This is a genomic window from Streptomyces mobaraensis NBRC 13819 = DSM 40847 (assembly GCF_017916255.1).
Lineage (GTDB): Bacteria > Actinomycetota > Actinomycetes > Streptomycetales > Streptomycetaceae > Streptomyces > Streptomyces mobaraensis.
In genome coordinates, this window is sequence record NZ_CP072827.1 from 4,797,097 (window position 1) to 4,821,908 (window position 24,812).

The following is a 24,812-nucleotide window of genomic DNA, read 5'->3' on the forward strand; positions in this document are numbered from 1 at the left end:
GCACCCCCGAAGCGCGCTGCGCGCGCTGTCCTCAAACGCCGGACGGGCTATATCAGCCCGTCCGGCGTTTGAGGACGAGCGGCGAAGCCGCGACAAGCGGGGTCTGGGGCGGCAGCCCCAGGAAACTGGGGGCACCTCCCAGCGGTAGCTGGGGGAGAAAGGGCGGGGCTGGGGCAACCCCCGCTACAGCCCCGGCCCCCGCACGGGGATCGACGTGAACGTAGGCTGCGCCGGCGCCGGATCCTGGAAGAAGTCGTTCCCCTTGTCGTCCACCACGATGAACGCCGGGAAGTCCTCCACCTCGATCTTCCAGACCGCCTCCATCCCGAGCTCCTCGTACTCGACGACCTCGACCTTCTTGATGCAGTCCTGGGCGAGCCGGGCCGCCGGCCCGCCGATCGACCCGAGGTAGAAGCCGCCATGGGCGGCACACGCGTCGGTGACCTGCTTCGACCGGTTGCCCTTCGCGAGCATCACCTTGGAGCCGCCCGCCGCCTGGAACTGCTCGACGTACGAGTCCATGCGGCCCGCGGTGGTCGGCCCGAAGGAGCCCGAGGCGTACCCCTCGGGCGTCTTCGCCGGCCCGGCGTAGTAGACGGGGTGGTCACGCAGGTACTGCGGCATCTCCTCGCCCGCGTCCAGCCGCTCCTTGATCTTCGCGTGCGCGATGTCCCGCGCCACGACCAGCGGCCCGCTCAGCGACAGCCGCGTCTTGACCGGGTACTTCGCCAGCTCGGCGAGGATCTCGTCCATCGGCCGGTTGAGGTCGACCTTCACCACGTCGTCGTCCGACAGGTGCTCGTCGGTCGTCTCCGGCAGGAACCGCGCCGGGTCCGTCTCCAGCTGCTCCAGGAAGACGCCCTCGGCGGTGATCTTCGCGACGGCCTGCCGGTCGGCCGAGCAGGACACGGCGATGGCCACCGGGCAGGACGCGCCGTGCCGCGGCAGCCGCACCACGCGCACGTCGTGGCAGAAGTACTTGCCGCCGAACTGCGCGCCGATGCCGATCTTCTGCGTCAGCTCGAAGACCTTCTCCTCCAGCTCCTTGTCACGGAAGCCGTGACCGAGCGGGGAGCCCTCCTCGGGCAGCTCGTCGAGGTAGTGCGCGGAGGCGTACTTGGCGGTCTTCAGCGCGTACTCGGCGCTCGTACCGCCCACCACGATCGCCAGGTGGTACGGCGGACACGCGGCCGTCCCCAGCGAACGGATCTTCTCCTCCAGGAACTTCATCATGCTCGCCTCGTTGAGCACGGCCTTCGTCTCCTGGTAGAGGAAGGACTTGTTGGCCGAGCCGCCGCCCTTGGCCATGAAGAGGAACTTGTAGGCGCCGCCGTCGGTCGCGTACAGCTCGATCTGCGCCGGGAGGTTGGAGCCGGTGTTCTTCTCCTCCCACATGGTGAGCGGCGCCATCTGCGAGTACCGCAGGTTGAGCTTGGTGTAGGCGTCGAAGATGCCGAGCGAGAGCGCCTCCTCGTCCCGGCCCTCGGTGAGGACGTTCTGGCCGCGCTTGCCCATGACGATCGCCGTGCCGGTGTCCTGGCACATGGGGAGCACGCCCGCGGCGGCGATGTTGGCGTTCTTCAGCAGGTCGAGGGCGACGAACTTGTCGTTGGACGACGCCTCGGGGTCGTCGACGATCTTCCGCAGCTGGGCGAGGTGCGCGGGGCGCAGGTAGTGCTGGATGTCGTGGATCGCCTCTTCCGCGAGCCGGCGCAGCGCCGCGGGCTCCACCTTGAGGAACGTGCGTCCGTCCGCCTCGAACGTCGACACGCCCTCGGAGGTGATCAGTCGGTACGGCGTCTCGTCCTCGCCCAGGGGCAGCAGATCCGTGTAGGCGAACCCTGGGGGGACTGACCGGTCAGACATCGCGGCGATTCCTCACTCACTCTGCGGGTTGGGTGTGCCGGACGGGTCCGGGGGGACCGTCGGCGTCTCTCAGGGTAGGCCGCCGGACGGGCGCCGGGCCGGTGAGGTTGCCCTCACAAGCGACGGTCCGCGGCTCTGCGGCCCGTACCCCTGTCGCGATCTATCGCGAGTCGGTAGGCTGGTGTCCGTGGACGAGTCATCGCTGGAGAAGCGCCGAGTGCCCCTGACCAAGACCCCCGCCGCGGCACCGGTCGCGCCCGCCGCGCCCGCCGGGTCGGCCCTGCGCGCGTCCGACGCGGACCGCGACCGGATGGCGGACATCCTGCGCGAGGCGCTGGCGGAGGGCCGGCTCACCCCGGACGAGCACGCCGACCGCGTCGACGCCGTGTACCGGGCGCGTACGGTCGGCGAGTTGGAGCCGCTGGTCCGGGATCTGCCGGCCGGCGCCGCCCGGCCCGCCGCCGCCCACCGCCCGTTCCCGGCGGACCCTTACGCGGCGACCGCCCCCGCGGAGAACCTGATAGCCGTCTTCGGCGGCGCCGGCCGCCGGGGCCGCTGGCGCGCGGGCGCCAGGCTGAACGCGTTCGCGCTGTTCGGCGGTGTGGAGATCGACCTCACGGAGGCGCTCTTCGAACAGCGGACGGTGGTCGTCAACAGCTGGGCCCTCTTCGGCGGTGTGGAGATCAAGGTCCCCGAGAACGTCTCGCTGCGCTGCACCGGCACGGGTGTCTTCGGCGGCTTCGACGTCGACGGCCACGAGTCGCCCGACGAGGGCGCCCCGGTGGTCGTGGTGACCGGCTGGGCGCTGTTCGGCGGGGTCGTGGCCAAGGCCCGTCCCGGCAAGCGCGTCAAGGACCTCCGCGCGGCCGGCTGACCGCGCCGCGCCCGGTCGCGGGCGAGGCGCGGGCGGCTGGAGGCGGGACGGGGGTGACGGACGGGATTCCGCTCATGGCAACGGTGTGAATAAGCACGCGCACAGCGGGTAAAGCTTGGTGCATCGTCTCTCGTACGGCCGCGGGTGCGACTGTCCGACAGGGGCCGTGCAGGGTGAGACGGGCAAGGGTGACTCAACCGGCCGAGCAAAGCCGTCGTCAGGAGTGGACCGTGCTGCTACCGCATCAGCCCCTGCAGGAAGCCGCCGTACCGTCGCCGCGGATGTCCGCGCGGGATCAGGCCGGCCCCTGGCATTCGGAGGCGGTGTGCCGCCGGGACGAAGCCGGTCTGTTCTTCGCACCGTCGAAGGAGCCCACGGCGGCACGTCTGTCCCGCGAGGAAGCCGCCAAACGCGTCTGCGCGCGCTGCCCCGTGATGGTCGAGTGCCGGGAGCACGCGCTGCTCCAGCCCGAGCCGTACGGCGTGTGGGGCGGCCTCACCGCCGCCGAGCGCCGCGTCGTGCTGGCCCGCCGGCGGCGCCGGGACGCGGAGCTGCAGCGCTCCACCCGGGTGGCCGCGGCGGGATAGCGGACGCCCCGGGGTTCCCGGACGCCGGACGGGCCGGCCGTGACCGATGGCACGCGGCTCCGCCCGTCCGGCGTCCGGGGACGGGCGGCGAGCCGCTTCCCGGGGCCGTGTGAGGACCGGCCGGGCTGTTCGCGCCGGCCGGCCCGCTCCGCTCAGCTGGGGCGCTCGAAGTCGATCGCGCTGTACGCCCGGAGCTTCGACAGCCGGTGCACCGAGTCGATCTGCCGGATCGTCCCGGACTTGGACCGCATGACCAGCGACTGCGTGGTCGCCGTCTCCGCGCGGTAGCGCACCCCGCGCAGCAGGTCGCCGTCGGTGATGCCGGTCGCGACGAAGAACACGTTGTCCCCGCTGACCAGGTCGTCGGTGCAGAGCACCCGGTCCAGGTCGTGCCCGGCGTCGAGCGCCCGCTGCCGCTCGGCGTCGTCCTTGGGCCACAGCTTCGTCTGGATGGTGCCGCCGAGGCACTTGATGGCACAGGCGGCGATGATGCCCTCGGGCGTACCGCCGATGCCCAGCAGCAGGTCGACGCCGGTGCCCTCGCGCGCCGCCATGATCGCGCCGGCCACGTCGCCGTCGGAGATGAACTTGATGCGGGCTCCCGCCTCGCGGATCTCCTTGACGATGCCGTCGTGGCGCGGCCGGTCGAGCACGACGACCGTGACGTCCTCGGGGGAGGAACGCTTCGCCTTCGCGATCCGGCGGATGTTCACGGCCACCGGGGCGTTGATGTCGACGAAGTCCGCGGCCTCGGGGCCGGTGACCAGCTTGTCCATGTAGAAGACGGCCGAGGGGTCGAACATCGAGCCGCGGTCGGCGACGGCGAGCACGGAGACGGCGTTGGCCATGCCCTTGGCGGTCAGCGTGGTGCCGTCCACCGGGTCCACGGCCACGTCGCACTCCGGGCCGGTCCCGTCGCCGACGCGCTCACCGTTGTAGAGCATCGGGGCGTTGTCCTTCTCGCCCTCGCCGATGACGACGACGCCGTTCATCGACACGGTGTGGATGAGCGCGCGCATGGCGCGGACGGCGGCGCCGTCGGCGCCGTTCTTGTCTCCGCGGCCGACCCAGCGGCCCGAGGCCATGGCGCCCGCCTCGGTCACCCGGACCAGCTCCAGGGCGAGGTTGCGGTCCGGGGCCTCCGGGCTGACCTCAAGCTGGGACGGGAGATGGTGATCGGTCATCGGGCGCACCTTTCTGTACGGCGGTCGGCCGTGGGTCCCTCCTGCCGGGTGGGCCAGGAGAGTGAGGGTGTCCATGACTTTATCCGCTGATTTCGAGAATGAGCAGGGCGCCCCACGCATGAGCGGCGTCAAGGCCCCGCCGCCCGCCGCGGCGCGTCCGGCCCCCCTCCGCCGTGATGATCGCGGGAGCCATGGGGGACGATGGGGGCGTGGCAGGCAGGAACGGGAAGAACAAGACGGTACGGAACATGCTGCTGTCGCTGGCGGTGACGGTTCCGGTGGCGGGCACGGGCTACCTGGTGCTCCCGCACGAGGGCAGCGGTCGCGACCCGGTGAAGACGGTCGAGTACCGGGTGGAGACCGCCTCCGCCCGGCGCGCGGCGCCGTACCCGGTGCTGGCCCCCGAGGGGCTCGGCGCCGACTGGCGGGCGACCTCGGTCTGGTACCGCCAGCAGCGCGGCGAGGGCAAGGTGTGGCACCTGGGCTTCATCGACCCGGACACCGAGTACGTCCAGATCGAGCAGAGCGACGGCCCGGCGGACGACTTCATCGCGGACTCCACGCAGCACGCGGAGCCGACCAAGCGGACGCAGCGGGTGGGCGGCACCGTCTGGCAGCGCTACGAGGGTGACAAGTACAACGCCCTGGTGCGGACGGAGCACGGGGCGACGACGGTGATCGCGGGGACCGCGTCCGACCGCCGGCTCGCGGAGATGGCCGCCGCGCTCCGGGACGGGAAGGCGGACCCGAAGGCGAACGAGAAGGCGGACCCGAAGCCGGACGGGAAGCCGAGCGGCAAGGCGCAGGACTGACCGGCGGGGGCGCGACCGCCCCCTGACATGCCGAAGGGGCCCACGAGGGGCCCCTGGCGGACTGCGGCGGTTCGCCCGTCAGACGACCGACACGACCTGGTCGTAGGCCAGACGCGGGGAGCGTGGACGGTAGGCGTCCTCCGACGGCTTGCCGATGTTGACGACGAGCATCGGGGTGTGGTCGCCGTCCAGGAACTCCTTGCGGATGCCCTCGGCGTCGAAGCCGGTCATCGGGCCGGCGGCCAGGCCGGCGGCGCGGACGCCCAGGATGAAGTAGCCGGCCTGCAGCGCGGCGTTCAGCTCGGCGGACTTCTCACGGACCGGGCGCTCGCCGAAGAAGACGTCCTTGGCCTGCGGGAAGTGCGGGAACAGCGCCGGGAGCTCCTCGTGGAACTCGTTGTCGGCGGCCAGGATCGCGACCAGCGGCGCCGCCTTGGTCTTGGCCTGGTTGCCCTCGGACATGTGGGCGACGAGGCGCTCGCGGGCCTCCTCGGAGCGGACCAGGACGATGCGCAGCGGCGACTGGTTGAACGCCGTGGGGGCGTACTTGATCAGGTCGTAGAGCGCCTGCATCTGCTCGTCGGTGACGGGCGCGTCGGTGAACGCGTTGGCCGTGTGGGCCTCGCGGAAGAGCAGGTCCTGCGCGGCGGAGTCCAGGGCGAGAGTCATGAGAGCGACCTTCTTTGCTGTGCTGGGGGTGTTCGTCGGCCGTTCTCGACTGTAGGCCAAACTGTGTGAACTTTCAACTGAAACTTAAACTAAAGCGGTGGAGGTCGGCGCCGCCGACCGCGCGGACCCGGGGATTCAGCCCCCGTCGGCCCCCGATTCCCCCTCCGTCGCCTCGGGCGCGGAGAGCGCCGCGTCCAGCCGCGCCCGCGCCCCCTCCAGCCAGTGCCGGCACACCCGGGCCAGCGCCTCGCCGCGCTCCCACAGGGCCAGCGACTCCTCCAGCGTCTGGCCGCCGGTCTCCAGCCTCCGGACGACCTCGATCAGCTCGTCCCGTGCCTGCTCGTAGCCGAGCGCGCTCAGCTCCTCGTCCGCGCCGGTACCGGTGCCGGACTCACCCGTTTTCGCCATGCCGCCCAGCGTAGGGCCTGCCGGCGAGGGCGCGGCGGCTCAGTCGGCCGGCCCCTCGGCGCGTACGGTGAACGTCCCCTCGGCGACCCGCGCCCGCAGCTCCTCGCCCGCCGCCACCTCGTCCGCGGCCCGGACCACCGAACCGTCGGTGTGCTGCAGGACGGCGTAGCCGCGCCGCAGCGTCGCGGCGGGGGAGAGCGCCACCACCCGGGCGTGGGTGTGCGTCAGCTCCGAGTCGGCACGGTCCAGCAGATGCCCGAACGTCCGCCGCGCCCGCCCCAGCAGCCCCTCCACCTGCTCCTCGCGCTCCTCCACCATCCGCTGCGGACGCTCCATGCACGGCCGCGCCCTTACGGCCGCCAGCCCGCGCTCCTCCCGGTCCAGCAGCGTCGTCACCGCGCGCAGCGCCCGGCCTCCCAGCTGCTCGACGCGCGCCAGTTCCTCGCCCACGTCCGGGACGACGCGCTTGGCCGCGTCGGTGGGCGTCGAGGCCCGCAGGTCGGCGACCAGGTCGAGGAGCGGCGAGTCCGGCTCGTGCCCGATCGCCGACACCACCGGCGTCCGGCACGCGGCCACCGCCCGGACCAACTGCTCGTCCGAGAACGGCAGCAGGTCCTCCACGCTGCCGCCGCCGCGCGCGACGATGATCACGTCCACCTCGTCGAGCGCGTCCAGCTCCTGGACCGCCTCGACCACCTTCGGCACCGCGTGCACCCCCTGCACCGGCACATTCCGCACCTCGAAGCGGACGGCCGGCCACCGGTGCCGGGCGTTCTCCAGCACGTCCCGCTCGGCGGCCGACGCCCGCCCGCAGACCAGGCCGATCAACTGCGGCAGGAACGGCAGCGGCCGCTTCCGCCCGGCATCGAACAGCCCCTCCCGCGCCAACGACTTCCTCAGCTGCTCCAGCCGCGCCAGCAGCTCCCCGACCCCCACCGGCCGGATCTCCGCCGCCCGCAGCGACAACGACCCGCGCGGCGCGTACCACTCCGGCTTCGCGTGCACCACGACCCGCGCACCCTCGGTCACGACGTCCGCGACCCGGTCGAACACCGCGCGGTAGCAGGTCACCGAGAGCGAGATGTCGTGCGACGGGTCCCGCAGCGTCAGGAACACCACCCCCGCCCCCGGCCGCCGCGACAACTGCGTGATCTGCCCCTCGACCCAGACGGCACCGAGCCGGTCGATCCATCCCCCGATGAGGCGGGAGACCTGGCCGACGGGGAGGGGGGCGTCGGGGGAGGTGGTGAGGGCCATGCGGTCGAGGGTATCGGGGGTGGTCGCGCCCCTGTCCCGCCCTTTCGCGGTTTCGGGGGTGCGGGGGCCTGCCCCCGCAGACCAGGGCACCTCACCGCGCCCCGCGCGCCCCCGCACCCTGAACCGCGAGCACCGCCACCCCCACCCCCAACCACACCGCTCCCACCACCTGGGCCGCTGCCGCCGCCCGCACCAGCACCGCGACCACCACAGCCAACCCGACCAGCGGCACAAGCACGTCCCGAACGATGCCGCACCGCATCCGCCGCCGTACCGCGAACCACCCGATGACCGACAAATGCAACAACCCAAAAGCCACCAACGCCCCCACATCCACCACCGACACCAACCGATCCAGCCCGTCCCCCCGCCGAGCCGCCCACACCGCCGCGACCAGCGTCACGACGGCAGCACCCAGCACCGCCCGCCGCGGCACCCCCGTACCCCGGTCGACGACCGCCAGAGCGCCCGGCAGCCGCCGATCCCGAGCCATCGCGAACAGCAGACGTCCGGCGGCCGCCTGCCCGGACAGAGCGGCGAAAGCGGCGCCGCCCGCCTTGCTCGCCGCGACGAGATCGTGCAGCCACCGCCCGGTCGAGGCGTCCACCGTGTCGTAGAAGGCCGTACCCTGCCGAGCCGGGTCGGCGCCCAGCTCCGCCGCGGACAGCGGTACGAGCAGCGCCGCCAGATACGTCTGGACGAGGAAAAGGACGCCCGCCGCCACCAGACAGGTGAGCACCGCGCGGGCCACCCGCCCCGGCCCTCCCGCCGCCTCCTCCGCGAACGCGGCGATCGCGTCGAACCCCAGGTACGACAGCACCGCCACCGACACCGCCGTGAGCACGGCACCCTTGTCGAAGGCGCCCTCGCCGGTCAGCGGTGTGAGCCAGCCGCGCCGCGGCCCGTCCGCGGCCAGCGCCCAGGCCGCCGCGGCCACGAAGACGCACAGCACCGCGATCTCCACCGCCAGCACCACGAACCCCGCCAGTGCCGCGACCCGTACGCCCGACAGGTTGAGTCCGGTCGTCACCACGACCGCGAGCGCCGTCCACACCCACGGGTGCACGGCCGGCACCAGGGCGTTCATCGCGATCCCCGAGAACAGATAGGCCACCGCGGGGATCAGCAGGTAGTCGAGCAGCGCCATCCACCCCGCGGCGAACCCGGGCCCCTCGCCCAGCCCCACCCGCGCGTAGGCGTACACCGAACCGGCCCGCGGCACCACCCGCACCATCCGCGCGTAGGAGTACGCGGTGAACCCCATCGCGGCCGTCGCCACCAGGTACACCGCGGCGACCGCGCCGTGCGCCTTCGCCACCAGCGTGCCGAAGACGCCGACCGGCGCCATCGGGGCGATGAACAGCAGCCCGTAGACGACGAGGTCCCGGAGGGCCAGCGTGCGGCGGAGCGCGCCGTCCCGGCCGGCGCCGGACTCCGGGAAGGGGGGTGCTGAAGGTGCCGGCATACGGGTGGGCTCCCCTGCGGTCGGTCGGACGGGGGTGCGGACTCGGTCGGGCGGGTGCGGGCTTGAGGCGGAAGGGCGCGGGCTTGGGCGGAAGGATGCCGTCCGGCCAGTATTCGGCCCGGCCCGGAGGAGGGCACCGGGACGCGCCGCCGATGTCGGTGGCGGCCCGTACGATGGACCGCATGACTGCAACCAGCGCTCGAAAGGTCCTGCTCGCCGCCCCCCGTGGCTACTGCGCGGGTGTGGACCGTGCCGTGATCGCCGTCGAGAAGGCCCTGGAGCAGTACGGCGCGCCGGTGTATGTGCGCCATGAGATCGTCCACAACACATACGTGGTGAAGACCCTGGAGAAGAAGGGCGCGATCTTCGTCGACGAGACGTTCGAGGTGCCCGAGGGCAACATCGTCATCTTCTCCGCCCACGGCGTCGCCCCGGTCGTCCACGAGGAAGCCGCACGCGGGAAGCTGGCCACCATCGACGCGACCTGCCCGCTGGTGACCAAGGTCCACAAGGAGGCCGTGCGCTACGCGCGCGAGGACTACGACATCCTCCTGATCGGCCACGAGGGCCACGAGGAGGTCATCGGCACCTCCGGCGAGGCCCCCGACCACATCCAGCTCGTCGACGGCCCCGAGGACGTGGCGAACGTCGAGGTCCGAAACCCGGACAAGGTCGTCTGGCTCTCCCAGACCACCCTCTCCGTCGACGAGACCATGGAGACCGTCGGCGCCCTGAAGAACAAGTTCCCCAACCTGCTCTCCCCGCCCTCGGACGACATCTGCTACGCCACGCAGAACCGGCAGACCGCGGTGAAGAAGATGGGCGCAGAGGCCGACCTCGTCATCGTCGTCGGCTCCAAGAACTCCTCCAACTCCGTCCGCCTGGTCGAGGTCGCCCTCGGCGCCGGCGCCCGCGCCGCCCACCTGGTCGACTACGCCGAGGAGATCGACGAGGCGTGGCTGGAGGGCGTGTCCACCGTGGGCGTCACCTCCGGCGCCTCCGTCCCCGAGATCCTCGTCGAAGGCGTCCTCGAATGGCTCGCCGCCCGCGGCTACGAGGACGTCGAGACCGTCAAGGCCGCCGAGGAGTCCATCACCTTCTCCCTCCCCAAGGAACTCCGCCGCGACCTCCGCGCCGAGGCTGCGGCGGCCGTCGCGGGCTCGCCCACCGCCTCGGGAGACGCGACGGAGGGGTGACGACGGCCTTCCACCCGTAGCGTGGTCGCCATGGACGCATTCGGTGTGGACATCGGCGGATCGGGCATCAAGGGCGCTCCGGTCGATCTGACCCGCGGGGTACTGGCGGTGGAGCGCCACAAGGTGCTCACCCCGCACCCGGCCACCCCCGACGCGGTCGCCGACCGTGTCAAGGAGGTCCTGGACCACTTCGGCTGGTCCGGAGGCCCGGTCGGGGCCACCTTCCCCGGCGTGGTCACCGGCGGTGTCACCAGGACCGCCGCCAACGTCGACAAGGGCTGGATCGGCCGGGACGCCGCCGCCCTGCTCGGCGCGAGGATCGGCGCCCCGGTGACGGTGCTGAACGACGCGGACGCGGCCGGCGTCGCCGAGATGACCTTCGGCGCCGGGAGGGGCCGCACGGGCACCGTCATCGTGCTCACCTTCGGCACCGGCATCGGCAGCGCCGTCTTCACCGGCGGCCGGCTCGTCCCCAACACCGAACTCGGCCACCTGGAGCTCGACGGCCACGACGCCGAGACGCGGGCGTCCAGCCGGGCCAAGGAGGAGGGCGACCTCGGCTGGCACCACTGGGCACGCCGGGTGCAGAAGTACCTGCGGCACGTCGAGGCGCTGTTCTCGCCCGAGCTCTTCGTCATCGGCGGGGGCGTCAGCCGCAAGGCGGACCGGTTCCTGCCGCTGATCGAGGGCGTCAGTGCCGAGATCGTGCCCGCTGAGCTGGAGAACGACGCGGGGATCGTGGGGGCCGCGATGGCCGCCGCCGGGTCTGTGCCCGCCCCTCCGCCCGCCGCCGCCTGACCAGCAGCACCCGGCGGCCGAGGACGATCAGCGCGGCGAGCAGCGTCCCGCCGTACAGCCAGCCGGCCTGCAGCGACAGGAAGCCGACCAGCGCCATCACCCGGCCGCCGAGCCCGCCGGAACCGGCGGTGGCGGCCGTGACGGGCAGCGCGCCCGCGGCGAACGCGATGGGCGCGCTCACCGGCGCGGCCACCAGCTCGGCCGGCCGCACCCCCAGCGCGCAGACCGCGCAGCAGAGCGTGAAGAGAACCCCGTAGGCGACGGGGGAACCGGCGCCCAGCCGGGCGACCACCGTCCCCGCGACCAGCATCGCCACCACGGCCAGGAGCCCGCTGCCCAGGCCGGTCAGCCGGACCGGCTGGTCCCGCTGCTGCCGCTGGTCCCGCCGGAGCGCGCGCAGCAGCGGCGGCGGGGTGCGGCCCGCCCGCTCCCGCCCGACCGGCGCCCCTCTGCCCTGCCCCACCGGGGCGGCCGGGCGGGGCACCGGGGCCGTGCGACGGGTCCTGTGCTGGGTGATGCGTGCGCCGGGTTGCTCCACCCGTCCAAACTAGGTCGCGGACCGCCGCGAACCCGGCGTTGGACACGTTCTCCACCCCCCGTCGGCCGTTCGTTCGACCCGGGGGGCCGTCCGCCCCGGCCGGTGCCCGGCGCGGACCCGTAGACTGGTGGACCGGCCCGGACCGGGCCCCCTTGCTGCCTTTGTTCGCCCTGGGCCCTCACTATCAGGAAGTCGCCACGTGTCGCTCACGATCGGAATCGTCGGTCTGCCCAACGTCGGCAAGTCGACGCTGTTCAACGCCCTGACCAAGAACGACGTGCTGGCGGCCAACTACCCGTTCGCCACCATCGAGCCCAATGTGGGCGTCGTCGGCGTCCCCGACGCCCGGCTGACCAAGCTGGCGGAGATCTTCGGCTCGCAAAAGATCCTCCCCGCCACCGTCGACTTCGTCGACATCGCCGGCATCGTGCGCGGCGCCTCCGAGGGCGAGGGCCTGGGCAACAAGTTCCTCGCGAACATCCGCGAGTCCGACGCGATCTGCCAGGTCATCCGCGCCTTCAAGGACGAGAACGTCGTCCACGTCGACGGCAAGGTCTCGCCCAAGGACGACATCGAGACCATCAACACCGAGCTGATCCTCGCGGACCTCCAGACCATCGAGAAGGTACTGCCGCGCCTGCAGAAGGAGTCGCGGATCAAGAAGGACGTCGCCCCCAAGGTGGCGGCGGTCGAGGCGGCCAAGGCCATCCTGGAGGAGGGGAACACCCTCTTCTCCGCCGGCATCGTCCAGGGCTCGGAGAAGGCGGAGCTCCTGCACGACCTGCACCTCCTCACCACCAAGCCGTTCCTCTACGTCTTCAACGTGGACGAGGACGAGCTGACGGACGACGCCTTCAAGGCCGAGCAGCGCGCCCTGGTCGCCCCCGCCGAGGCCATCTTCCTCAACGCCAAGCTGGAGGCGGACCTCGCCGAGCTCGACGAGGAGGACGCCATGGAGCTCCTCCAGTCCGTCGGCGCCGAGGAACCCGGCCTCGCCACCCTCGCCCGCGTCGGCTTCGACACCCTCGGCCTCCAGACCTACCTGACGGCCGGCCCCAAGGAATCCCGCGCCTGGACCATCAAGAAGGGCGCCACCGCCCCCGAGGCCGCCGGCGTCATCCACACGGACTTCCAGAAGGGCTTCATCAAGGCCGAGGTCATCTCCTTCGACGACCTCGTCACCTGCGGCTCGGTAGCCGAGGCCCGCTCGGCGGGCAAGGCCCGAATGGAGGGCAAGGACTATGTGATGGCGGACGGGGACGTGGTGGAGTTCCGCTTCAACGTCTGAGCTGGTGAATTGGCACCACGTCGCTGACGTGGCAAACGTGCAGGTCAGAAGGGGTCGGCTCCGTCCGGAGTCGGCCCCTTGTGGTTTTCCGTGCTGGGATGGTGCTGGGAAACCTGACCACCCGTTAGCTGTTCGACCCGGTCGGAGGGCATCGAGAGTGGTACGTTATTAGGTACCACTTGAGGGATGGGGAGATGGGGTCAGGCCATGTCCATAACCGCCAGCGAAGCCCGCAAGGAACTCTTTCCGCTGATCAAGAAGGTCAACGAGAATCACGAGGCCATCGAGATCGTCTCGAAGCACGGCAACGCCGTGCTCGTCTCGGCCGAGGACTATGCGGCGCTGCGCGAGGGGTCGTACCTGTTGCGCTCCCCGGTGAACGCCCGCCGGCTGCTCAAGGCGTATGAGAACGCCCTGACGAACATCAATGTGTCGGAGCGCGAGCTGATCGATCCGGACTCGGCGGACGCGGATGCGGGTGCCGCTTGAGGCTCGTCTTCGAGGATCAGGGCTGGGAGGACTACACGTCCTGGCTCAAGAACGACCGCAAGATGCTCGCCCGGATCAACAAGCTCATCGAGGACGTCAGGCGTGACCCGTTCTCAGGGATCGGCAAGCCCGAACCTTTGAAATACCACCTGCCCGGCGCGTGGTCGCGGCGGATCGACGACGAGCATCGCCTCGTCTACTTGGTGACGGAGAAGGAGATCATCATCCTTGCGGCTCGGTACCACTACTGACCGCCCGTGCTGGGATGGTGCTGGGGGCCCTCCGAAATGACGTTTCCGCAGGTCGCAGCTCTGCACTCGACGTTCCGCTTCAACGTGTGAGCGGGTGAGGCAACACCACTCGCTGACGCTGCAAACATACAGGTCAGAAGGGGTCGGGCTCATGGGAGCCCGACCCCTTCGTCGATCCCGTGCTGGATCGGTGCTGGATGCTCTGACTTGGCGTCAGGAGCGTTCAGACGTCGTGATGGTGGAGCGGTGTCCGACGTGTACCACCCACACCACCAGCTCGCCATTGTCGATCGTGTAGATCACGCGATAGTCGCCCACACGCAGGCGACGGCGGTCGGGCTGGGAGACGAGGGCTGTGGTGTTGAACCCCAGTGGGTCGTTCTCCAACTCGGTCAGCTTGGCCAGAATGCGGAGGGCCGTGTCTCGCGGGACCTTGCGTAGCTCGGCCTGAGCCTCGGGCCGGAAGACGGTGCGGTACTCACTCACTGCGCGCCAGCGTCTCCCTCATGATGTCCTCGATCGGGATGCCGGGCGCTGGGTTGGCCATACGCTCGTCGATGATCCGGTTGATCTCGCGCTCGTCCCACTCCTGGTACTTGCGCAGCACCTCGATGGAGACGACGGCGGCGACCTGCTTGCCGCGTCGGGTGATCACGGTGGGTACGTCGTCCCGGTCGGCTCGCTCCACGACCTCGGCCAGATGCGCCCGGACATCGCGGATGGACTCTATGGGCAGTGGCTGTGTCATGCGCCCAAGGGTACCGAGTGTCCCATGTGTACACAATGGCTCACGGTTGTCGGGTCGCATGCTCTCGCCGGTCGCTCCTCTCCGCGTGGCCGCGGCTAGGGCGTCGCCGGTTTGCCCGTGGTGTAGAGCCACTTCTGGAAGAGCGGTGTCAGGTCCTTGCCCGCCAGCTTGGTGCACAGGTTCGTGAAGTCCGTGGTGCGGGCGTTGGCGTGGCGGTGGTCTGTGGCCCAGGTCTGGAGGATCGAGGTGAAGGTGGTGTCGCCTACCGTTTCGCGGAGTTTTTGGAGGGTCATCGCGCCGCGGTAGTAGACGGGGTCGCCGGAGACGTCCTCGGCGGATGGGGGGTTCGCGGGTGGGAACGACCAGAGGTCGTCCGTTTTCGGGAGGGCGTAGTACTCGGCGAAGGTGTCCGCGGCCGTGGGGCCCGCGTGTTGTTCCTGCCAGAGCCATTCCGCGTAGGTGGCGAAGCCCTCGTTGAGCCACATGTCCTGCCAGGAGCCGGGGGTGACGGAGTCGCCGAACCACTGGTGGGCGATCTCGTGGACGAGGGAGATCTGGTCGGGGGCGTGGTTGAAGTAGGGGCGGGTCTGGGTCTCCAGGGCGTAGTCGATGGACGGGCCCGAGCCGATCGTGGCGCCGGTGGAGGAGAAGGGGTACGGGCCGAAGAGGCGGGTGCCCCAGTCGGTGGCGGAGGCGACCCAGGCCGGGACGTCCGCGGCCCGCTTCGCCTGGGCGGTGTGGATGGCCACGGTCTGCGGGACGGTGCCGGCGGCGGTGCGGTCGAGGGTGAAGGAGCCGATGGCGACGGTCGCCAGGTAGCTGGCCATCGGTTCGGCGGTGTGCCAGGTGAAGGACGTCCGGCCGTTCGCCGTCTCCTGTTTGCTCAGTTCGCCGTTGGAAACGGCTGTCATGCCTTCGGGGACGCTGACGGTCAGGTCGTAGGCGGCCTTGTCGGAGGGGTGGTGGTTGCCGGGGAACCAGGTCATGGAGCCGTTGGGCTCGCCGAGGGCCACGGCGCCGTCGGGGGTCTTCAGCCAGCCCTCCTGGGAGCCGTCGGGGTCGGTGAGCGCCTCGGGGACGCCGTGGTAGGCGATGGTGGCGGTGAAGGCGGTGTCGGAGGCGAGGTCGTGCGCGGGGGTCAGGCGTAGGGCGTCCCCGGTCCGGGTGACGCCGGCGGGGGCGCCGTCGACCGTCGCCCGGTCCACCTGGAGGCCGTGGAAGTCGAGGCTGAACGACGACAGGGCCCGGTCGGTGCGGGCGCCGATCTCCGCGGTGGCGGTGACGCTGCCGTCCGCCGGCTCGTAGGAGAGGGACAGGCCGTAGTGCTCCACCTGGTAGCCGCCGTTGCCCATGGTGGGGAACAGGGGGTCGCCCACGCCCTTGGCGCCGGCCGTCGCGGGGTCCGCCGGGCGGACGGTCGTCCGTGCGGGGGCGCAGGCCGGCAGCAGGAGGCACAGGAGGGCGCAGAGCGGAAGGCGGCGGCGCACGTGGGGCTCCTTAGAGAGTCACCGGCAGGGGGTCACCGGTTTCCTGGATGTCCCGAAGGTCCGGCGCCGCCCCCTGTCAGCCGGTCCTTCCGAAGATCACTGGGATCGTGCGCATCGTCGCAGATGTGCCGTCGGAGAGTGCGGATTGCACGTGCGTCAGGGTGGCGCTCACACCCTTCTGAGCTGCAATTCACCACATCTAGTGATTCCTTGGCCCTCAGTTGCGGATCGCCACGGTGAGTTGCCAAGCTGTTGCGGAAAGTCAACCTTGGGAGTGGACGTGGCATTCGGTGACCAGCCCGCATACCTCCGCGTCGCCGGCGATCTCCGTCAGAAGATCGTCGCAGGCGAGCTGCCGCCGCACACCCGCCTCCCCTCCCAGGCCCGCATCCGCGAGCAGTACGGCGTCTCGGACACGGTCGCCCTGGAGGCCCGCAAGGTGCTGATGGCCGAGGGGCTGGTGGAGGGCCGGTCCGGGTCGGGCACCTACGTCCGGGAGCGGCCCGAGCGGCGTGCCGTGGTGCGCACCGGCTATCGGGGGGTGGGGGAGTCCTCGTCCTTCCGCCAGGAGCAGGCCGATCCCCGGGTCAAGGGCACCTGGGAGGCGCGCAGCGAGCAGCTCGCCGCGCCGGCCGCGGTCGCCGAGCGGCTGCGGATCGCGCCCGGCGACCGGGTGATGCGCACCGACTACCTGTTCCGCTGCGCCGGGGAGCCGGCGATGCTCTCCACCTCCTGGGAGCCGCTCGCCGTCACCGGGCGGACGCCGGTGATGCTGCCCGAGGAGGGCCCGCTGGCCGGTCGCGGGGTGGTCGAGCGGATGGCCGCCATCGACCTCGTCGTGGACAACGTCACCGAGGAGATCAGCGCCCGCCCGGGGCTGGCGCAGGAGACGCTGGCGCTGGGCGGGGTGCCGGGCCACTGCGTGCTGGTGGTCTCGCGGACGTACTTCGCCGGCGGGCGCGCGGTGGAGACGGCGGACGTGGTGATGCTCGCCGAGCGGCACCGCGTGGCGTACCACCTTCCGGTGAAGTAGCCGGGGTCGGTAGTCGGGGTCACAGGGGGGGTGAGGGGAACCGGGTGGGCCGCGTTTTGCGTACCACCTGACGGTGAAGGCGGCATGTCGTCCTCGTGAACGCTTCCGACATCCGGTGGAACTGACTCGCCAGTCAGGAGCGTGGCCGGAAAGAGCCCCTTACCCGCACTCCTTACCCGAGGGTAGGAACTGTGTCGTGTGCCCCGGTATGCCCCTATATAAAGCCCCGGTTCCCGATGTTGCAAAACTCACAGAGGCCCAGCTCAGGGGCTTTTGGCAGAACCAACTCGGCCAAATCGCTCGTACGATGGCGCGGTTTGTGTCCTGCTGTGGGGGAGTAGAAAGAAAAGGAGAGCCGGGGCTTGAGTACCGAACAGGGTTCCCACTCCAATTACCGCCGGACCCTCGGTCCGGTGGCCCTGACGGCCGTCGGCCTCGGGTCGATCATCGGCTCCGGCTGGCTCTTCGGCGCCCAGCGGGCCGCCGGTATCGCCGGTCCGGCCGCGATCCTGGCCTGGGTCATCGGCGCCGTCGTCGCGCTGACCATCGCCCTGACGTACAGCGAGCTGGGTGCGATGTTCCCCAAGGCCGGCGGCATGGTCCGCTACGGCCAGTACTCGCACGGCTCGCTCGCCGGCTACCTCGCCGCATGGGCCAACTGGATCGCGATCGTCTCCGTCATCCCCGGCGAGGCGACCGCGTCCGTCCAGTACATGAGCTCCTGGAAGTGGCAGTGGGCCAAGGAGCTGTACGACGGCAAGGAGCTCACCGGCGCCGGTGTGGGCCTCGCCAGCGTCCTGCTGGTCTTCTACTTCTTCCTGAACTGGTTCGCGATCACCCTGTTCGCGAAGACCAACAACCTGATCACGATCTTTAAGGTCGTCGTTCCGATCCTGACCGCCGGCGCCCTGATGTGGTCGCACTTCGACACGCACAACATCAAGGTGGCGGGTGGCTTCACGCCCAACGGCTGGAACGCCGTCTTCACCGCCGTGGCCACCTCCGGCATCGTCTGGGCCTACAACGGCTTCCAGTCCCCGCTGAACATGGCCGGGGAGGCCCGCAACCCGGGCAAGTCGCTGCCGAAGGCCGTCATCGGCTCCATCCTGATCGCGCTGGTCATCTACATCGCGCTGCAGGTCGCCTTCCTGATGGCCGTCCCCTCCGGCGACCTCGGCGACGGCTGGAGCGCCCTCACCTACAAGTCCCCGCTGGCCGACCTGGCCATCGCCTGGGGCCTGAACTGGCTGGCGATCGTCCTCTACGCGGACGCCTTCATCTCCCCCTCCGGCACCGGCATGATCTACGCCGCGACCACCTCGCGCATGATCCACGGCGTGCAGGAGAACGGCCACCTGCCGGGCATCTTCGGCAAGGTCGACCCGAAGACCGGCGTGCCGCGTCCGGCCCTGCTGCTCAACCTGGTCATCGCCTTCCTCTTCCTCGCGGTCTTCCGCGGCTGGGGCTCGCTGGCCGAGATCGTCTCCATCGCGACCGTCATCTCGTACATCACCGGCCCCGTCGCCGTGATGTCGCTGCGCCGCATCGCCCCGGGCATCACCCGCCCGGTGAAGCTGCGCGCGATGCCCGTCATCGCGCCCATCGCGATGGTCTTCGGCTCGCTCGTCCTCTACTGGGGCAAGTGGCCGCTCACCGGCAAGGTCATCCTGATCATGGCGGTCGGTCTGCCGATCTGGGCCTGGTACGAGCTGCGCAAGCCGTGGGACGAGCTCAAGCCGCACCTCAAGGCCGGCGCCTGGATGGTGACCTACCTGCTGGTCATGGCCTTCGTCTCGTGGGCCGGCGGCAAGGACTACGGTGGCAAGGGCTACCTGGGCGAGGGCTGGGACCTGCTGGTCGTCGCCCTGATCGGCCTGGCGTTCTACGTGTGGGGCGTGCAGAGCGCCTGGCGCAACCCCACGCTCGTCGCCACCGAGAAGGAGATCGAGGAGATCGAGCGCGCCGAGCGGGCGAGCGGGTCCGAGGACGCCGTTCCGTCGGCCTCCAAGGCGTAACACCGCGCGTACGCGTGGCCGAATGCGCACCTCTTCGTGAAAACCCGTATCCGCTGCGTAAAGGTCGGGCGTACGCTCGGGCATATGCGGACTGCGGTTTCTTCCCGAAGGGTGCGACGGCGGAGGGGCAGGGGCGATGAGTGAGAGCGAACCGGTCCTGCCCTGGCTGGTGATCCGCCAGGACGACAACGGCAATCGCTACCGCGTCGGGCGGTACGCCACCAGGCTGGAGGCCGAGCGCGTGGCCGACCGCCTGGACGAGAGCCTGGAGTCGCCGGACAAGGCGACGGGCAAGGCCCCGGACAGGTCCCCGGACAAGAGGGGCCGTCGGCAGCTCTACATAGTCGAACGCGTACGGGTGGCCCCCTGACCGGGGGGCCACCCGTGGCCGTTCCGGGCCTCGGCCCCTTCTTTTCGCACTCTGCACCACCCTCACACCAGTCCCTCCTGCCCCGCCGACGCGTCGTGACCCGTCGTAATCCGACTGCGGGCCGGGGCGATACACCGACCCTCATACCGGGTATGTGCTGATTATTGGTCCCAAGCCGGGCATTCCGGCTGGGTCGCGTCGGAGCGGGCTGGGAAGTGGTCGGCGTGAGCGACAGCGCACTGGCATCGACGCCGGGGTTCGCCGAATGGAGCTTCCCCGCCGAGGCCGGTGCGGTGCGCACCGCCCGGACGCTCGTCCGCGACACCCTGCTGGCCTGGGGCCTGGCGGACGTCAGCGACGTCACCGTCCTCCTCGTGAGCGAGCTCGTCACCAACTCCCTGCGGCACGCCACCGGCCCCATCGGCGTCCGGATGTACTCCCGCGCCGGCCGTGTGCTGCAGGTCGAGGTCTCCGATCCGCTGCCCGACCCGCCCCGCGAACGTGTGGCCGAAGCCGACGACGAGGGCGGGCGCGGACTGCAACTCGTCGCACTGGCGTCCCGTCGCTGGGGTACCCGCCGGGGTGACAACGGCAAGACGGTGTGGTTCGAACTGAGCTTGCCAGGTTAGGAACCCGGGGAAGACCCATTGCGGGTCGAGACCGTGCTGTGATCGTGAAGTCCGTGTTCCGAGGGCCTCCCGTGCTGGATACTCGGCCTTCTGATGCCGGTGCGAGCACATGAGCCGGAGGGGACGGGCACGTGAGCGAAAAGCCAGCGGGCGCCGAGGCGGGCGGCCCAGAGGGTAAGGACACGACCTCGATGTGGCAGAACAGCCCGCCCGGATCCCTCTACGACTACATCCGCGTGGCGTCGTTCTCGCTGGGGCCCGACGGCCGGATCGAGCAGTGGAGCGAGCGCGCCACCGAGCTCTTCGGAATAACTCCGGGTCAGGCGGTCGGCCGGGATCCCCAGGACGTGTTCGCCGCCGCGCAGCAAGGGGTCCTCTTTTCGGGCGACCTGGGCGACCTCGGCGAGCCGGGCGGCCTGCCGCTCGCGGACGGGCCGGACGCCCGCGCCAGGACCGGCCTCGTCCCGTACCAGCGCGACGGGCGGCAACAGGGCCTCGCCGAGGTCTACGTGATGCCCAGCCGGAACGAGCGCGGCGAGCGCGCCGCCCTCTGCGTGGCCGTCGACGTCCGGGCGCTCCAGGGAATAGAGACCGACATCGCGGCGTCGGAAGCCGTTTTCGGCCAATCTCCCCTGGGGTTCTTCTTCTTCGGAACGGACCTGCGGCTGCTCCGCGTCAACGAGAGCTTCGCCCAGGCACTCGGCCGTCCCGTCGCCTGGCACCGGGGCCGCAGGCCGCACGAGTTCCTGCCCCGCACCGAGGCCGAACGGCTGACGCTCGCGCTCCGCCAGGTCCTCGACACGGGCCGGCCGGTGGCCGATCTCCAGCTGATGGGACCGGTGCCCGGCAAGGCCGAACGCCGCCGCTGGTCGGTGTCGCTCTACCGGCTGCACGGCGGCAGCGGGCGGCCCATCGGCGTGGCCGCCATCGCCACCGACGTCACCGGCCGCCGCCGTGCCGAACGGGAGGCCGCCGGGGTCCGGCGCAACCTGGCGCTGCTCAACGAGGCGAGCGCCCGCATCGGCACCTCCCTCGACCTGGAGACCACCGCCCGCGAGCTGCTGGACGTGGCCGTCCCGCAGTTCTGCGACCTCGCCTCCGTCGACCTCTACCAGGGGCTGCTGGCGGGGGACGAGGCGCCGCCCGGCCTGGCCGACGGCAGCGCCGAGCTGCGCCGCGTCGCCTTCGCCAGCGCCGTGTCGGGCGCGCCGGTCGCCTCCGACGAGCCCGACGAGAAGGCCATCCAGGTCGGCGAGGTGCACCGGTACCCGTTCCACTCGCCGTGCGCCGGCGCCCTGCGCACCGCCCAGGTGCAGGCCGTTCCCGGCGCCGGCCGGGAGGGCGCCGAACCGCCCGAGCCGGGCATGTCGGCGCAGTGCACGCTGGCCGTGCCGATGGTGGCCCGGGACACGGTGATGGGGCTCGTCCAGTTCACCCGCACCAAGGGCAGCGAGCCGTTCGGCGAGCGGGAGACGGCCGTGGCCGTGGAGCTGGCCTCGCGGGCGGCGGTCTGCATCGACAACGCCCGTCTCTACCGGCGCGAGCACGAGCGGGCCCTCATCCTCCAGCGCAGTCTGCTGCCCCCGGTCGACCCCGAGGCCGCCGGGCTGGAGATCGCCTGCCGCTATCTGCCCGGCAACGCGGCGACCGAGGTGGGCGGCGACTGGTTCGACGTCATCGAACTGCCCGGCCACCGTACGGCCCTGGTCGTCGGCGACGTCATGGGCCGCGGCCTGCGGGCCGCCGTCGCCATGGGCGAACTCCGCACCGCCGTACGGACCCTGGCCATGCTGGACATGGAGCCGGCCGAGGTGCTGTCCGCCCTCGACGAGATCGCCCACGGCCTCGGCCGCCCCGGCGGCAAGCAGTCCGCCTCGCGCGGTGTGCGGGGGAGCGTGCGTCCGGCCGATCTGTCCGAGGTCTACCTGGCGACGTGCGTCTACGCGGTGTACGACCCGGTCACCCGGCGCTGCACGGTGGCCAACGCCGGGCACCTGCCGCCCGTCCTGGTCGAGGAGGGCAAGCCGGCGCGGCTGCTGGAGGTGCAGCCGGGAATGCCGCTCGGGGTGGGCGGTGAGCTGTTCGAGGAGACCGTCCTCGAGCTGCCCGACGGGGCGTTGCTGGCGTTGTACACGGACGGTCTGGTCGAGTCGCGTGATCATCCGCTGGACGAGGGGTTGCAGGCGTTCCGTGACGCCCTCACGGATCCGGCCCGGCCGTTGGAGGACGTCTGCGATCACGTCCTGTCCGCTCTGGACACCCACCACGGCGAGGACGACATCGCCCTGCTGATGGCCCGGCTCCGGGGGCTGCCGCCCGGGCACGTCGGCGACTGGACGCTGCCGCCCGAGCCGCGCTCCGTCGCCCGGGCGCGGGAGCTGGCCCGGGAGATGCTGCCGCAGTGGGGGCTGGAGAGCCTGGTGGACACGACCGAGTTGTTGGTGAGTGAGCTGGTCACCAATGCGCTGCGGTACGGGGAGGGCGACATCCGGCTGCGGCTGCTGCTGGACCGGACGCTGGTGTGCGAGGTGTGGGACGCGGGGTCGGTGCAGCCTCGGCGGCGGCGGGCCCGGGATACGGATGAGGGGGGGCGTGGCCTGCAGCTGGTCGGGTTGCTCAGTGCTGCTTGGGGGAGTCGGCGGATTCCTCCGCAGGGGAAGACGGTGTGGTTTGAACTGGCGTTGCCGGATGGGGAGGCGGGGGCGCCTGATGCGGTGGAGGCTCTGATGAGCCTCTATTGAGGCTCGGGGGAGTTGCCCCGGTCCCGCCCTTTCGCCGTTTCTCGCAGGGGCTGCGCCCCCGCACCCCCGAAACCGCGCTCCGCGCGGTTGTCCTCAAACGCCGGACGGGCTGGCCCCTCACCGCTCCGGCGCCGCCAGGCGCCCCCGCGTCGCGCCGCCGCCGAACGTCGCCGGGAGCAGGCCGGCGAGGACGATGCCACCGAGGAGGGCGCCGCCGAGCGCCCGCGCCGGTCGCGTCGTGTCGGGCGCGGAGTGGGCGACGCCGTAGACGCCGACGTCCCGTTCGGCGGCGGTCCGGGCCTGGAGGGCGAGCGTCTCCGCGCGCGTGGCCTCGGTCGCGTCGCGCCGGGCCAGTGCCAGGTGCCGCTCGGCCTCCGCGAGCCGTGTGCGGGCGCGGGCGCCCACGGCGCCGCGGTGGGTGGTGATGAAGTCGCGGGCGCCCGAGACCCGGGCCCGGGCGGCGAGGAGGGCGCGGCCGGTCCGGGCGTGGGAGCGGGCGGCGCGGCCGGGGTCGTCGGGGGGCAGGAGGTCGTCGAAGGCGGCGGCGGCCTCGTCGATGCGGCGGAGGACGGCCCGCGGGTCGGTCCGTTCGCAGGCGGCCTCCCGGCGGACGGCGGTGAGCAGGTCGAAGGCGGCGCCCTCCGTGCGGCCCGCGGCGGCGGCCTCCGCGTCCGCCAGGGCGGCGGCCAGCCGGCGGGCGGAGCCGTTGAGTTCGTGGGCGTGGCGCAGGGCGGCGGCGGCCAGGGTGCGGACCTGGGACAGCGCGGCCTCGGCCGCGCGGACCGAGACCGCGGCCCGGTCCCGGTCGCCCTCGGCGAGGCCGGTGTGCGCGTCCTCCAGGGCGGCGCCCGCGAAGGCGAGGCGGTCGCGGGCCTCGGCCGGGTACCGCCAGACGGGGGCGAGCGCGTCCTCGGTGCACCGGCGGCGGAGGGCGAACAGGGCGTTCTCGGCGGTGTCGATGCGCGGTTCGAGGGCCCGGGCGGCGTCCTCCGCGCGGGCGAGGACGACGGCAGCGTTGGCCTTCAGGGCGCGCAGCCGGTCGAAGGCGGCCGCCTCGGCGTCCAGCCGCCGGTTGGCGCTGGTGCAGCGGGAGCAGATCTCGTCGAGGGCGTGCCGGCGGAAGTCGTCGTCGTGGGCGGGCGCGTCGTCGAGCCGCTGCCGCAGCCGGAACGCGGCGGCCAGCTCGCTCCGCGCGTATCCGACGGCCTCGGCGAACGGCAGTGTCGCCGCCTCGCCGAGCTGGGCGACGGCGAAGGACAGCTCCTCGGCGCTGGTGCGGACGGCGTCGTCGGTGGCGACGAGGTTGAGCGACGCCTCCGTCTCCAGGTCGGGCAGCGGGGTGAGCGGCTGGGCCATCCGGGCGAGGCCCGGCTCGGTGGAGGCGGAGACGGTGACGGGCGCTACAGGGGTACGGAACGGGACGACGGTGACCCGCCGGCGGGCCCGGCGGCGCCGCTGCCGGCGCAGCAGCAGCCCGGCCAGGCAGAGCAGCGCCCCGGTCGCCACCGGCGCCCAGAACCGCCGGTCGCCGGGGAGCAGCCCGCTGCCCCCGGGGTCGCTGCTGCCGGGGACGATGACGGGCGGCCGGACGGCCTGGCCCGCCAGGACGGACCGGTAGCCGTCGGCGGCCCCGATCGCGGCCCCGGCCCAGTCGTGCGCCTTCAGGGCGGGGGCGATGGCGACGGTGGCGACCTGCCGGAGCTGGTCGGCGCGGAAGCCGGAGTCCTGGGCGGCGGAGACGGCGAACCGCCGGGGGGAGGTGGCGACGGCGAGCAGGACGTCGTGCGGGCCCAGGCCGTTGCGGTCGGCGGTGGCGTCGGCCCACTCGCGGCCGGTGCGGCCGGAGAAGTCGTGCACGTAGGTGACGTACAGCTGGACGTCCCGGCCGGCCAGCCGGGCGAGGGCGGCCTCGACCTGGGGCCGGCGGCGGCCGAGCGCGCCGACCGTGTCGGTGATGTGCCCCGTGGCGTCCAGGTCGAGCGGGGTCTCGGCACGGGCGACGGACGGCGCCGGGAGGAGGAGGACGCACAGCGCGAAGAGGGCGCCGACGATGGCCGGGCCCGGCGCCCCGGGCCCGTACCGCCTCAAAAGCCGCGTCACACTTCGG

General features: G+C 71.9%; 24 protein-coding genes. 13 read left to right on the top strand and 11 right to left on the bottom strand.

Going from position 1 to position 24,812, the window contains the following annotated elements:
• Nucleotides 1-183: 183 nt before the first annotated feature.
• A complete protein-coding gene (locus J7W19_RS20745) occupies nucleotides 184-1,866 on the bottom strand; it encodes a fumarate hydratase (protein WP_004941926.1) in 1,683 nt (560 codons plus the stop codon).
• Nucleotides 1,867-2,083: 217 nt separating this feature from the next.
• Here J7W19_RS20745 and J7W19_RS20750 point away from each other — a divergent pair, with 217 nt between their 5' ends.
• Together J7W19_RS20750 and J7W19_RS20755 are read left to right on the top strand one after the other, a co-directional pair.
• Entirely contained in the window at nucleotides 2,084-2,740 is a 657-nt protein-coding gene (locus J7W19_RS20750) for a DUF1707 SHOCT-like domain-containing protein (protein ID WP_004941924.1), read from the top strand.
• A gap of 281 nt (nucleotides 2,741-3,021) precedes the next feature.
• Nucleotides 3,022-3,327, top strand: a complete 306-nt coding sequence (locus tag J7W19_RS20755; protein WP_004941922.1) for a WhiB family transcriptional regulator — start codon at nucleotides 3,022-3,024, stop codon at nucleotides 3,325-3,327.
• A gap of 152 nt (nucleotides 3,328-3,479) precedes the next feature.
• Here J7W19_RS20755 and glpX read toward each other — a convergent pair whose 3' ends face one another.
• Nucleotides 3,480-4,511, bottom strand: coding sequence for a class II fructose-bisphosphatase (gene glpX, locus J7W19_RS20760; RefSeq protein ID WP_004941920.1), 1,032 nt, complete (start codon nucleotides 4,509-4,511; stop codon nucleotides 3,480-3,482).
• A 209-nt stretch (nucleotides 4,512-4,720) separates the two neighbouring features.
• Between glpX and J7W19_RS20765 the strand changes: the two genes are divergently transcribed.
• A complete protein-coding gene (locus tag J7W19_RS20765) occupies nucleotides 4,721-5,323 on the top strand; it encodes a DUF4245 domain-containing protein (RefSeq protein ID WP_051072535.1) in 603 nt (200 codons plus the stop codon).
• 78 nt (nucleotides 5,324-5,401) lie between these two features.
• Here the strand turns inward: J7W19_RS20765 and J7W19_RS20770 are convergent, their stop codons facing one another.
• The 4 genes from J7W19_RS20770 to J7W19_RS20785 all read right to left on the bottom strand — a co-directional run bounded on the left by J7W19_RS20770 (nucleotide 5,402) and on the right by J7W19_RS20785 (nucleotide 9,122).
• Entirely contained in the window at nucleotides 5,402-5,992 is a 591-nt protein-coding gene (locus J7W19_RS20770) for a malonic semialdehyde reductase (RefSeq protein ID WP_004941916.1), read from the bottom strand.
• Nucleotides 5,993-6,127: 135 nt separating this feature from the next.
• A complete protein-coding gene (locus J7W19_RS20775) occupies nucleotides 6,128-6,400 on the bottom strand; it encodes an exodeoxyribonuclease VII small subunit (RefSeq protein WP_004941914.1) in 273 nt (90 codons plus the stop codon).
• A 39-nt stretch (nucleotides 6,401-6,439) separates the two neighbouring features.
• Nucleotides 6,440-7,657, bottom strand: a complete 1,218-nt coding sequence (gene xseA, locus J7W19_RS20780) for an exodeoxyribonuclease VII large subunit (protein ID WP_004941910.1) — start codon at nucleotides 7,655-7,657, stop codon at nucleotides 6,440-6,442.
• A gap of 91 nt (nucleotides 7,658-7,748) precedes the next feature.
• Nucleotides 7,749-9,122, bottom strand: coding sequence for an APC family permease (locus J7W19_RS20785; RefSeq protein WP_004941908.1), 1,374 nt, complete (start codon nucleotides 9,120-9,122; stop codon nucleotides 7,749-7,751).
• Nucleotides 9,123-9,295: 173 nt separating this feature from the next.
• Here J7W19_RS20785 and J7W19_RS20790 point away from each other — a divergent pair, with 173 nt between their 5' ends.
• A complete protein-coding gene (locus tag J7W19_RS20790; RefSeq protein ID WP_210455361.1) occupies nucleotides 9,296-10,318 on the top strand; it encodes a 4-hydroxy-3-methylbut-2-enyl diphosphate reductase in 1,023 nt (340 codons plus the stop codon).
• Nucleotides 10,319-10,348: 30 nt separating this feature from the next.
• Nucleotides 10,349-11,116 carry a polyphosphate--glucose phosphotransferase gene (gene ppgK / locus J7W19_RS20795; protein WP_040888781.1) on the top strand — a complete coding sequence of 256 codons (768 nt, stop codon included), beginning with the start codon at nucleotides 10,349-10,351 and terminating at the stop codon, nucleotides 11,114-11,116.
• Here ppgK and J7W19_RS20800 read toward each other — a convergent pair.
• On the bottom strand, nucleotides 11,010-11,654 hold the full coding sequence (locus J7W19_RS20800) for a DUF6542 domain-containing protein (RefSeq protein ID WP_004941903.1): 645 nt from the start codon (nucleotides 11,652-11,654) through the stop codon (nucleotides 11,010-11,012). The two genes, ppgK and J7W19_RS20800, sit on opposite strands and share 107 nt — an antisense overlap.
• 199 nt (nucleotides 11,655-11,853) lie before the next feature.
• Here J7W19_RS20800 and ychF point away from each other — a divergent pair, with 199 nt between their 5' ends.
• The 3 genes from ychF (at nucleotide 11,854) to J7W19_RS20815 (ending at nucleotide 13,682) form a co-directional block, all read left to right on the top strand.
• Entirely contained in the window at nucleotides 11,854-12,942 is a 1,089-nt protein-coding gene (gene ychF, locus J7W19_RS20805) for a redox-regulated ATPase YchF (RefSeq protein ID WP_004941901.1), read from the top strand.
• A 207-nt stretch (nucleotides 12,943-13,149) separates the two neighbouring features.
• On the top strand, nucleotides 13,150-13,431 hold the full coding sequence (locus J7W19_RS20810) for a type II toxin-antitoxin system Phd/YefM family antitoxin (protein ID WP_004941899.1): 282 nt from the start codon (nucleotides 13,150-13,152) through the stop codon (nucleotides 13,429-13,431).
• Nucleotides 13,428-13,682 carry a Txe/YoeB family addiction module toxin gene (locus J7W19_RS20815; RefSeq protein ID WP_004941897.1) on the top strand — a complete coding sequence of 85 codons (255 nt, stop codon included), beginning with the start codon at nucleotides 13,428-13,430 and terminating at the stop codon, nucleotides 13,680-13,682. The genes J7W19_RS20810 and J7W19_RS20815 overlap by 4 nt, the downstream gene beginning before the upstream one ends.
• 213 nt (nucleotides 13,683-13,895) lie before the next feature.
• Here the strand turns inward: J7W19_RS20815 and J7W19_RS20820 are convergent, their stop codons facing one another.
• The 3 genes from J7W19_RS20820 to J7W19_RS33530 all read right to left on the bottom strand — a co-directional run bounded on the left by J7W19_RS20820 (nucleotide 13,896) and on the right by J7W19_RS33530 (nucleotide 15,917).
• Nucleotides 13,896-14,168 carry a type II toxin-antitoxin system RelE family toxin gene (locus tag J7W19_RS20820; protein ID WP_004941893.1) on the bottom strand — a complete coding sequence of 91 codons (273 nt, stop codon included), beginning with the start codon at nucleotides 14,166-14,168 and terminating at the stop codon, nucleotides 13,896-13,898.
• Nucleotides 14,161-14,430: a type II toxin-antitoxin system Phd/YefM family antitoxin gene (locus tag J7W19_RS20825; RefSeq protein WP_004941890.1), complete on the bottom strand. Its 270-nt coding sequence runs from the start codon at nucleotides 14,428-14,430 to the stop codon at nucleotides 14,161-14,163. The genes J7W19_RS20820 and J7W19_RS20825 overlap by 8 nt, the downstream gene beginning before the upstream one ends.
• Before the next feature lie 95 nt (nucleotides 14,431-14,525).
• A complete protein-coding gene (locus J7W19_RS33530) occupies nucleotides 14,526-15,917 on the bottom strand; it encodes a M1 family metallopeptidase (protein ID WP_004941887.1) in 1,392 nt (463 codons plus the stop codon).
• Between the two features lie 280 nt (nucleotides 15,918-16,197).
• Between J7W19_RS33530 and J7W19_RS20835 the strand changes: the two genes are divergently transcribed.
• From J7W19_RS20835 to J7W19_RS20855, 5 genes are all read left to right on the top strand, one after another.
• The gene (locus J7W19_RS20835; protein ID WP_004941884.1) at nucleotides 16,198-16,950 is read left to right on the top strand and encodes a GntR family transcriptional regulator; all 753 of its coding nucleotides are present in this window, start codon (nucleotides 16,198-16,200) and stop codon (nucleotides 16,948-16,950) included.
• 362 nt (nucleotides 16,951-17,312) lie between these two features.
• Nucleotides 17,313-18,965 (top strand): APC family permease, encoded by a 1,653-nt coding sequence (locus J7W19_RS20840; RefSeq protein WP_004941878.1) that lies wholly within the window; start codon nucleotides 17,313-17,315, stop codon nucleotides 18,963-18,965.
• Between the two features lie 136 nt (nucleotides 18,966-19,101).
• Nucleotides 19,102-19,335: a hypothetical protein gene (locus tag J7W19_RS20845; RefSeq protein WP_004941875.1), complete on the top strand. Its 234-nt coding sequence runs from the start codon at nucleotides 19,102-19,104 to the stop codon at nucleotides 19,333-19,335.
• 215 nt (nucleotides 19,336-19,550) lie between these two features.
• The gene (locus tag J7W19_RS20850) at nucleotides 19,551-19,964 is read left to right on the top strand and encodes an ATP-binding protein (RefSeq protein WP_004941872.1); all 414 of its coding nucleotides are present in this window, start codon (nucleotides 19,551-19,553) and stop codon (nucleotides 19,962-19,964) included.
• 191 nt (nucleotides 19,965-20,155) lie between these two features.
• Nucleotides 20,156-22,705, top strand: coding sequence for a SpoIIE family protein phosphatase (locus J7W19_RS20855; RefSeq protein WP_004941869.1), 2,550 nt, complete (start codon nucleotides 20,156-20,158; stop codon nucleotides 22,703-22,705).
• Nucleotides 22,706-22,822: 117 nt separating this feature from the next.
• On the opposite strand, the gene J7W19_RS20860 is transcribed toward J7W19_RS20855, so the two are convergent.
• A complete protein-coding gene (locus J7W19_RS20860) occupies nucleotides 22,823-24,805 on the bottom strand; it encodes a TPM domain-containing protein (protein ID WP_078587844.1) in 1,983 nt (660 codons plus the stop codon).
• Between the last annotated feature and the right edge of the window lie 7 nt (nucleotides 24,806-24,812).

Bases quoted from the DNA above. Each gene is read 5' to 3' on its own strand.
- J7W19_RS20855 (WP_004941869.1), top strand. From the start codon at position 20,156: ATGTGGCAGAACAGCCCGCCCGGATCCCTCTACGACTACATCCGCGTG.
- J7W19_RS20825 (WP_004941890.1), bottom strand. From the start codon at position 14,430: ATGACACAGCCACTGCCCATAGAGTCCATCCGCGATGTCCGGGCGCAT.
- glpX (WP_004941920.1), bottom strand. From the start codon at position 4,511: ATGACCGATCACCATCTCCCGTCCCAGCTTGAGGTCAGCCCGGAGGCC.
- J7W19_RS20770 (WP_004941916.1), bottom strand. From the start codon at position 5,992: ATGACTCTCGCCCTGGACTCCGCCGCGCAGGACCTGCTCTTCCGCGAG.
- xseA (WP_004941910.1), bottom strand. From the start codon at position 7,657: ATGGCCCTCACCACCTCCCCCGACGCCCCCCTCCCCGTCGGCCAGGTC.
- J7W19_RS20775 (WP_004941914.1), bottom strand. From the start codon at position 6,400: ATGGCGAAAACGGGTGAGTCCGGCACCGGTACCGGCGCGGACGAGGAG.
- J7W19_RS20755 (WP_004941922.1), top strand. From the start codon at position 3,022: ATGTCCGCGCGGGATCAGGCCGGCCCCTGGCATTCGGAGGCGGTGTGC.
- J7W19_RS20785 (WP_004941908.1), bottom strand. From the start codon at position 9,122: ATGCCGGCACCTTCAGCACCCCCCTTCCCGGAGTCCGGCGCCGGCCGG.
- J7W19_RS20810 (WP_004941899.1), top strand. From the start codon at position 13,150: ATGTCCATAACCGCCAGCGAAGCCCGCAAGGAACTCTTTCCGCTGATC.
- ppgK (WP_040888781.1), top strand. From the start codon at position 10,349: ATGGACGCATTCGGTGTGGACATCGGCGGATCGGGCATCAAGGGCGCT.
- J7W19_RS20745 (WP_004941926.1), bottom strand. From the start codon at position 1,866: ATGTCTGACCGGTCAGTCCCCCCAGGGTTCGCCTACACGGATCTGCTG.
- J7W19_RS20845 (WP_004941875.1), top strand. From the start codon at position 19,102: ATGAGTGAGAGCGAACCGGTCCTGCCCTGGCTGGTGATCCGCCAGGAC.
- J7W19_RS20790 (WP_210455361.1), top strand. From the start codon at position 9,296: ATGGACCGCATGACTGCAACCAGCGCTCGAAAGGTCCTGCTCGCCGCC.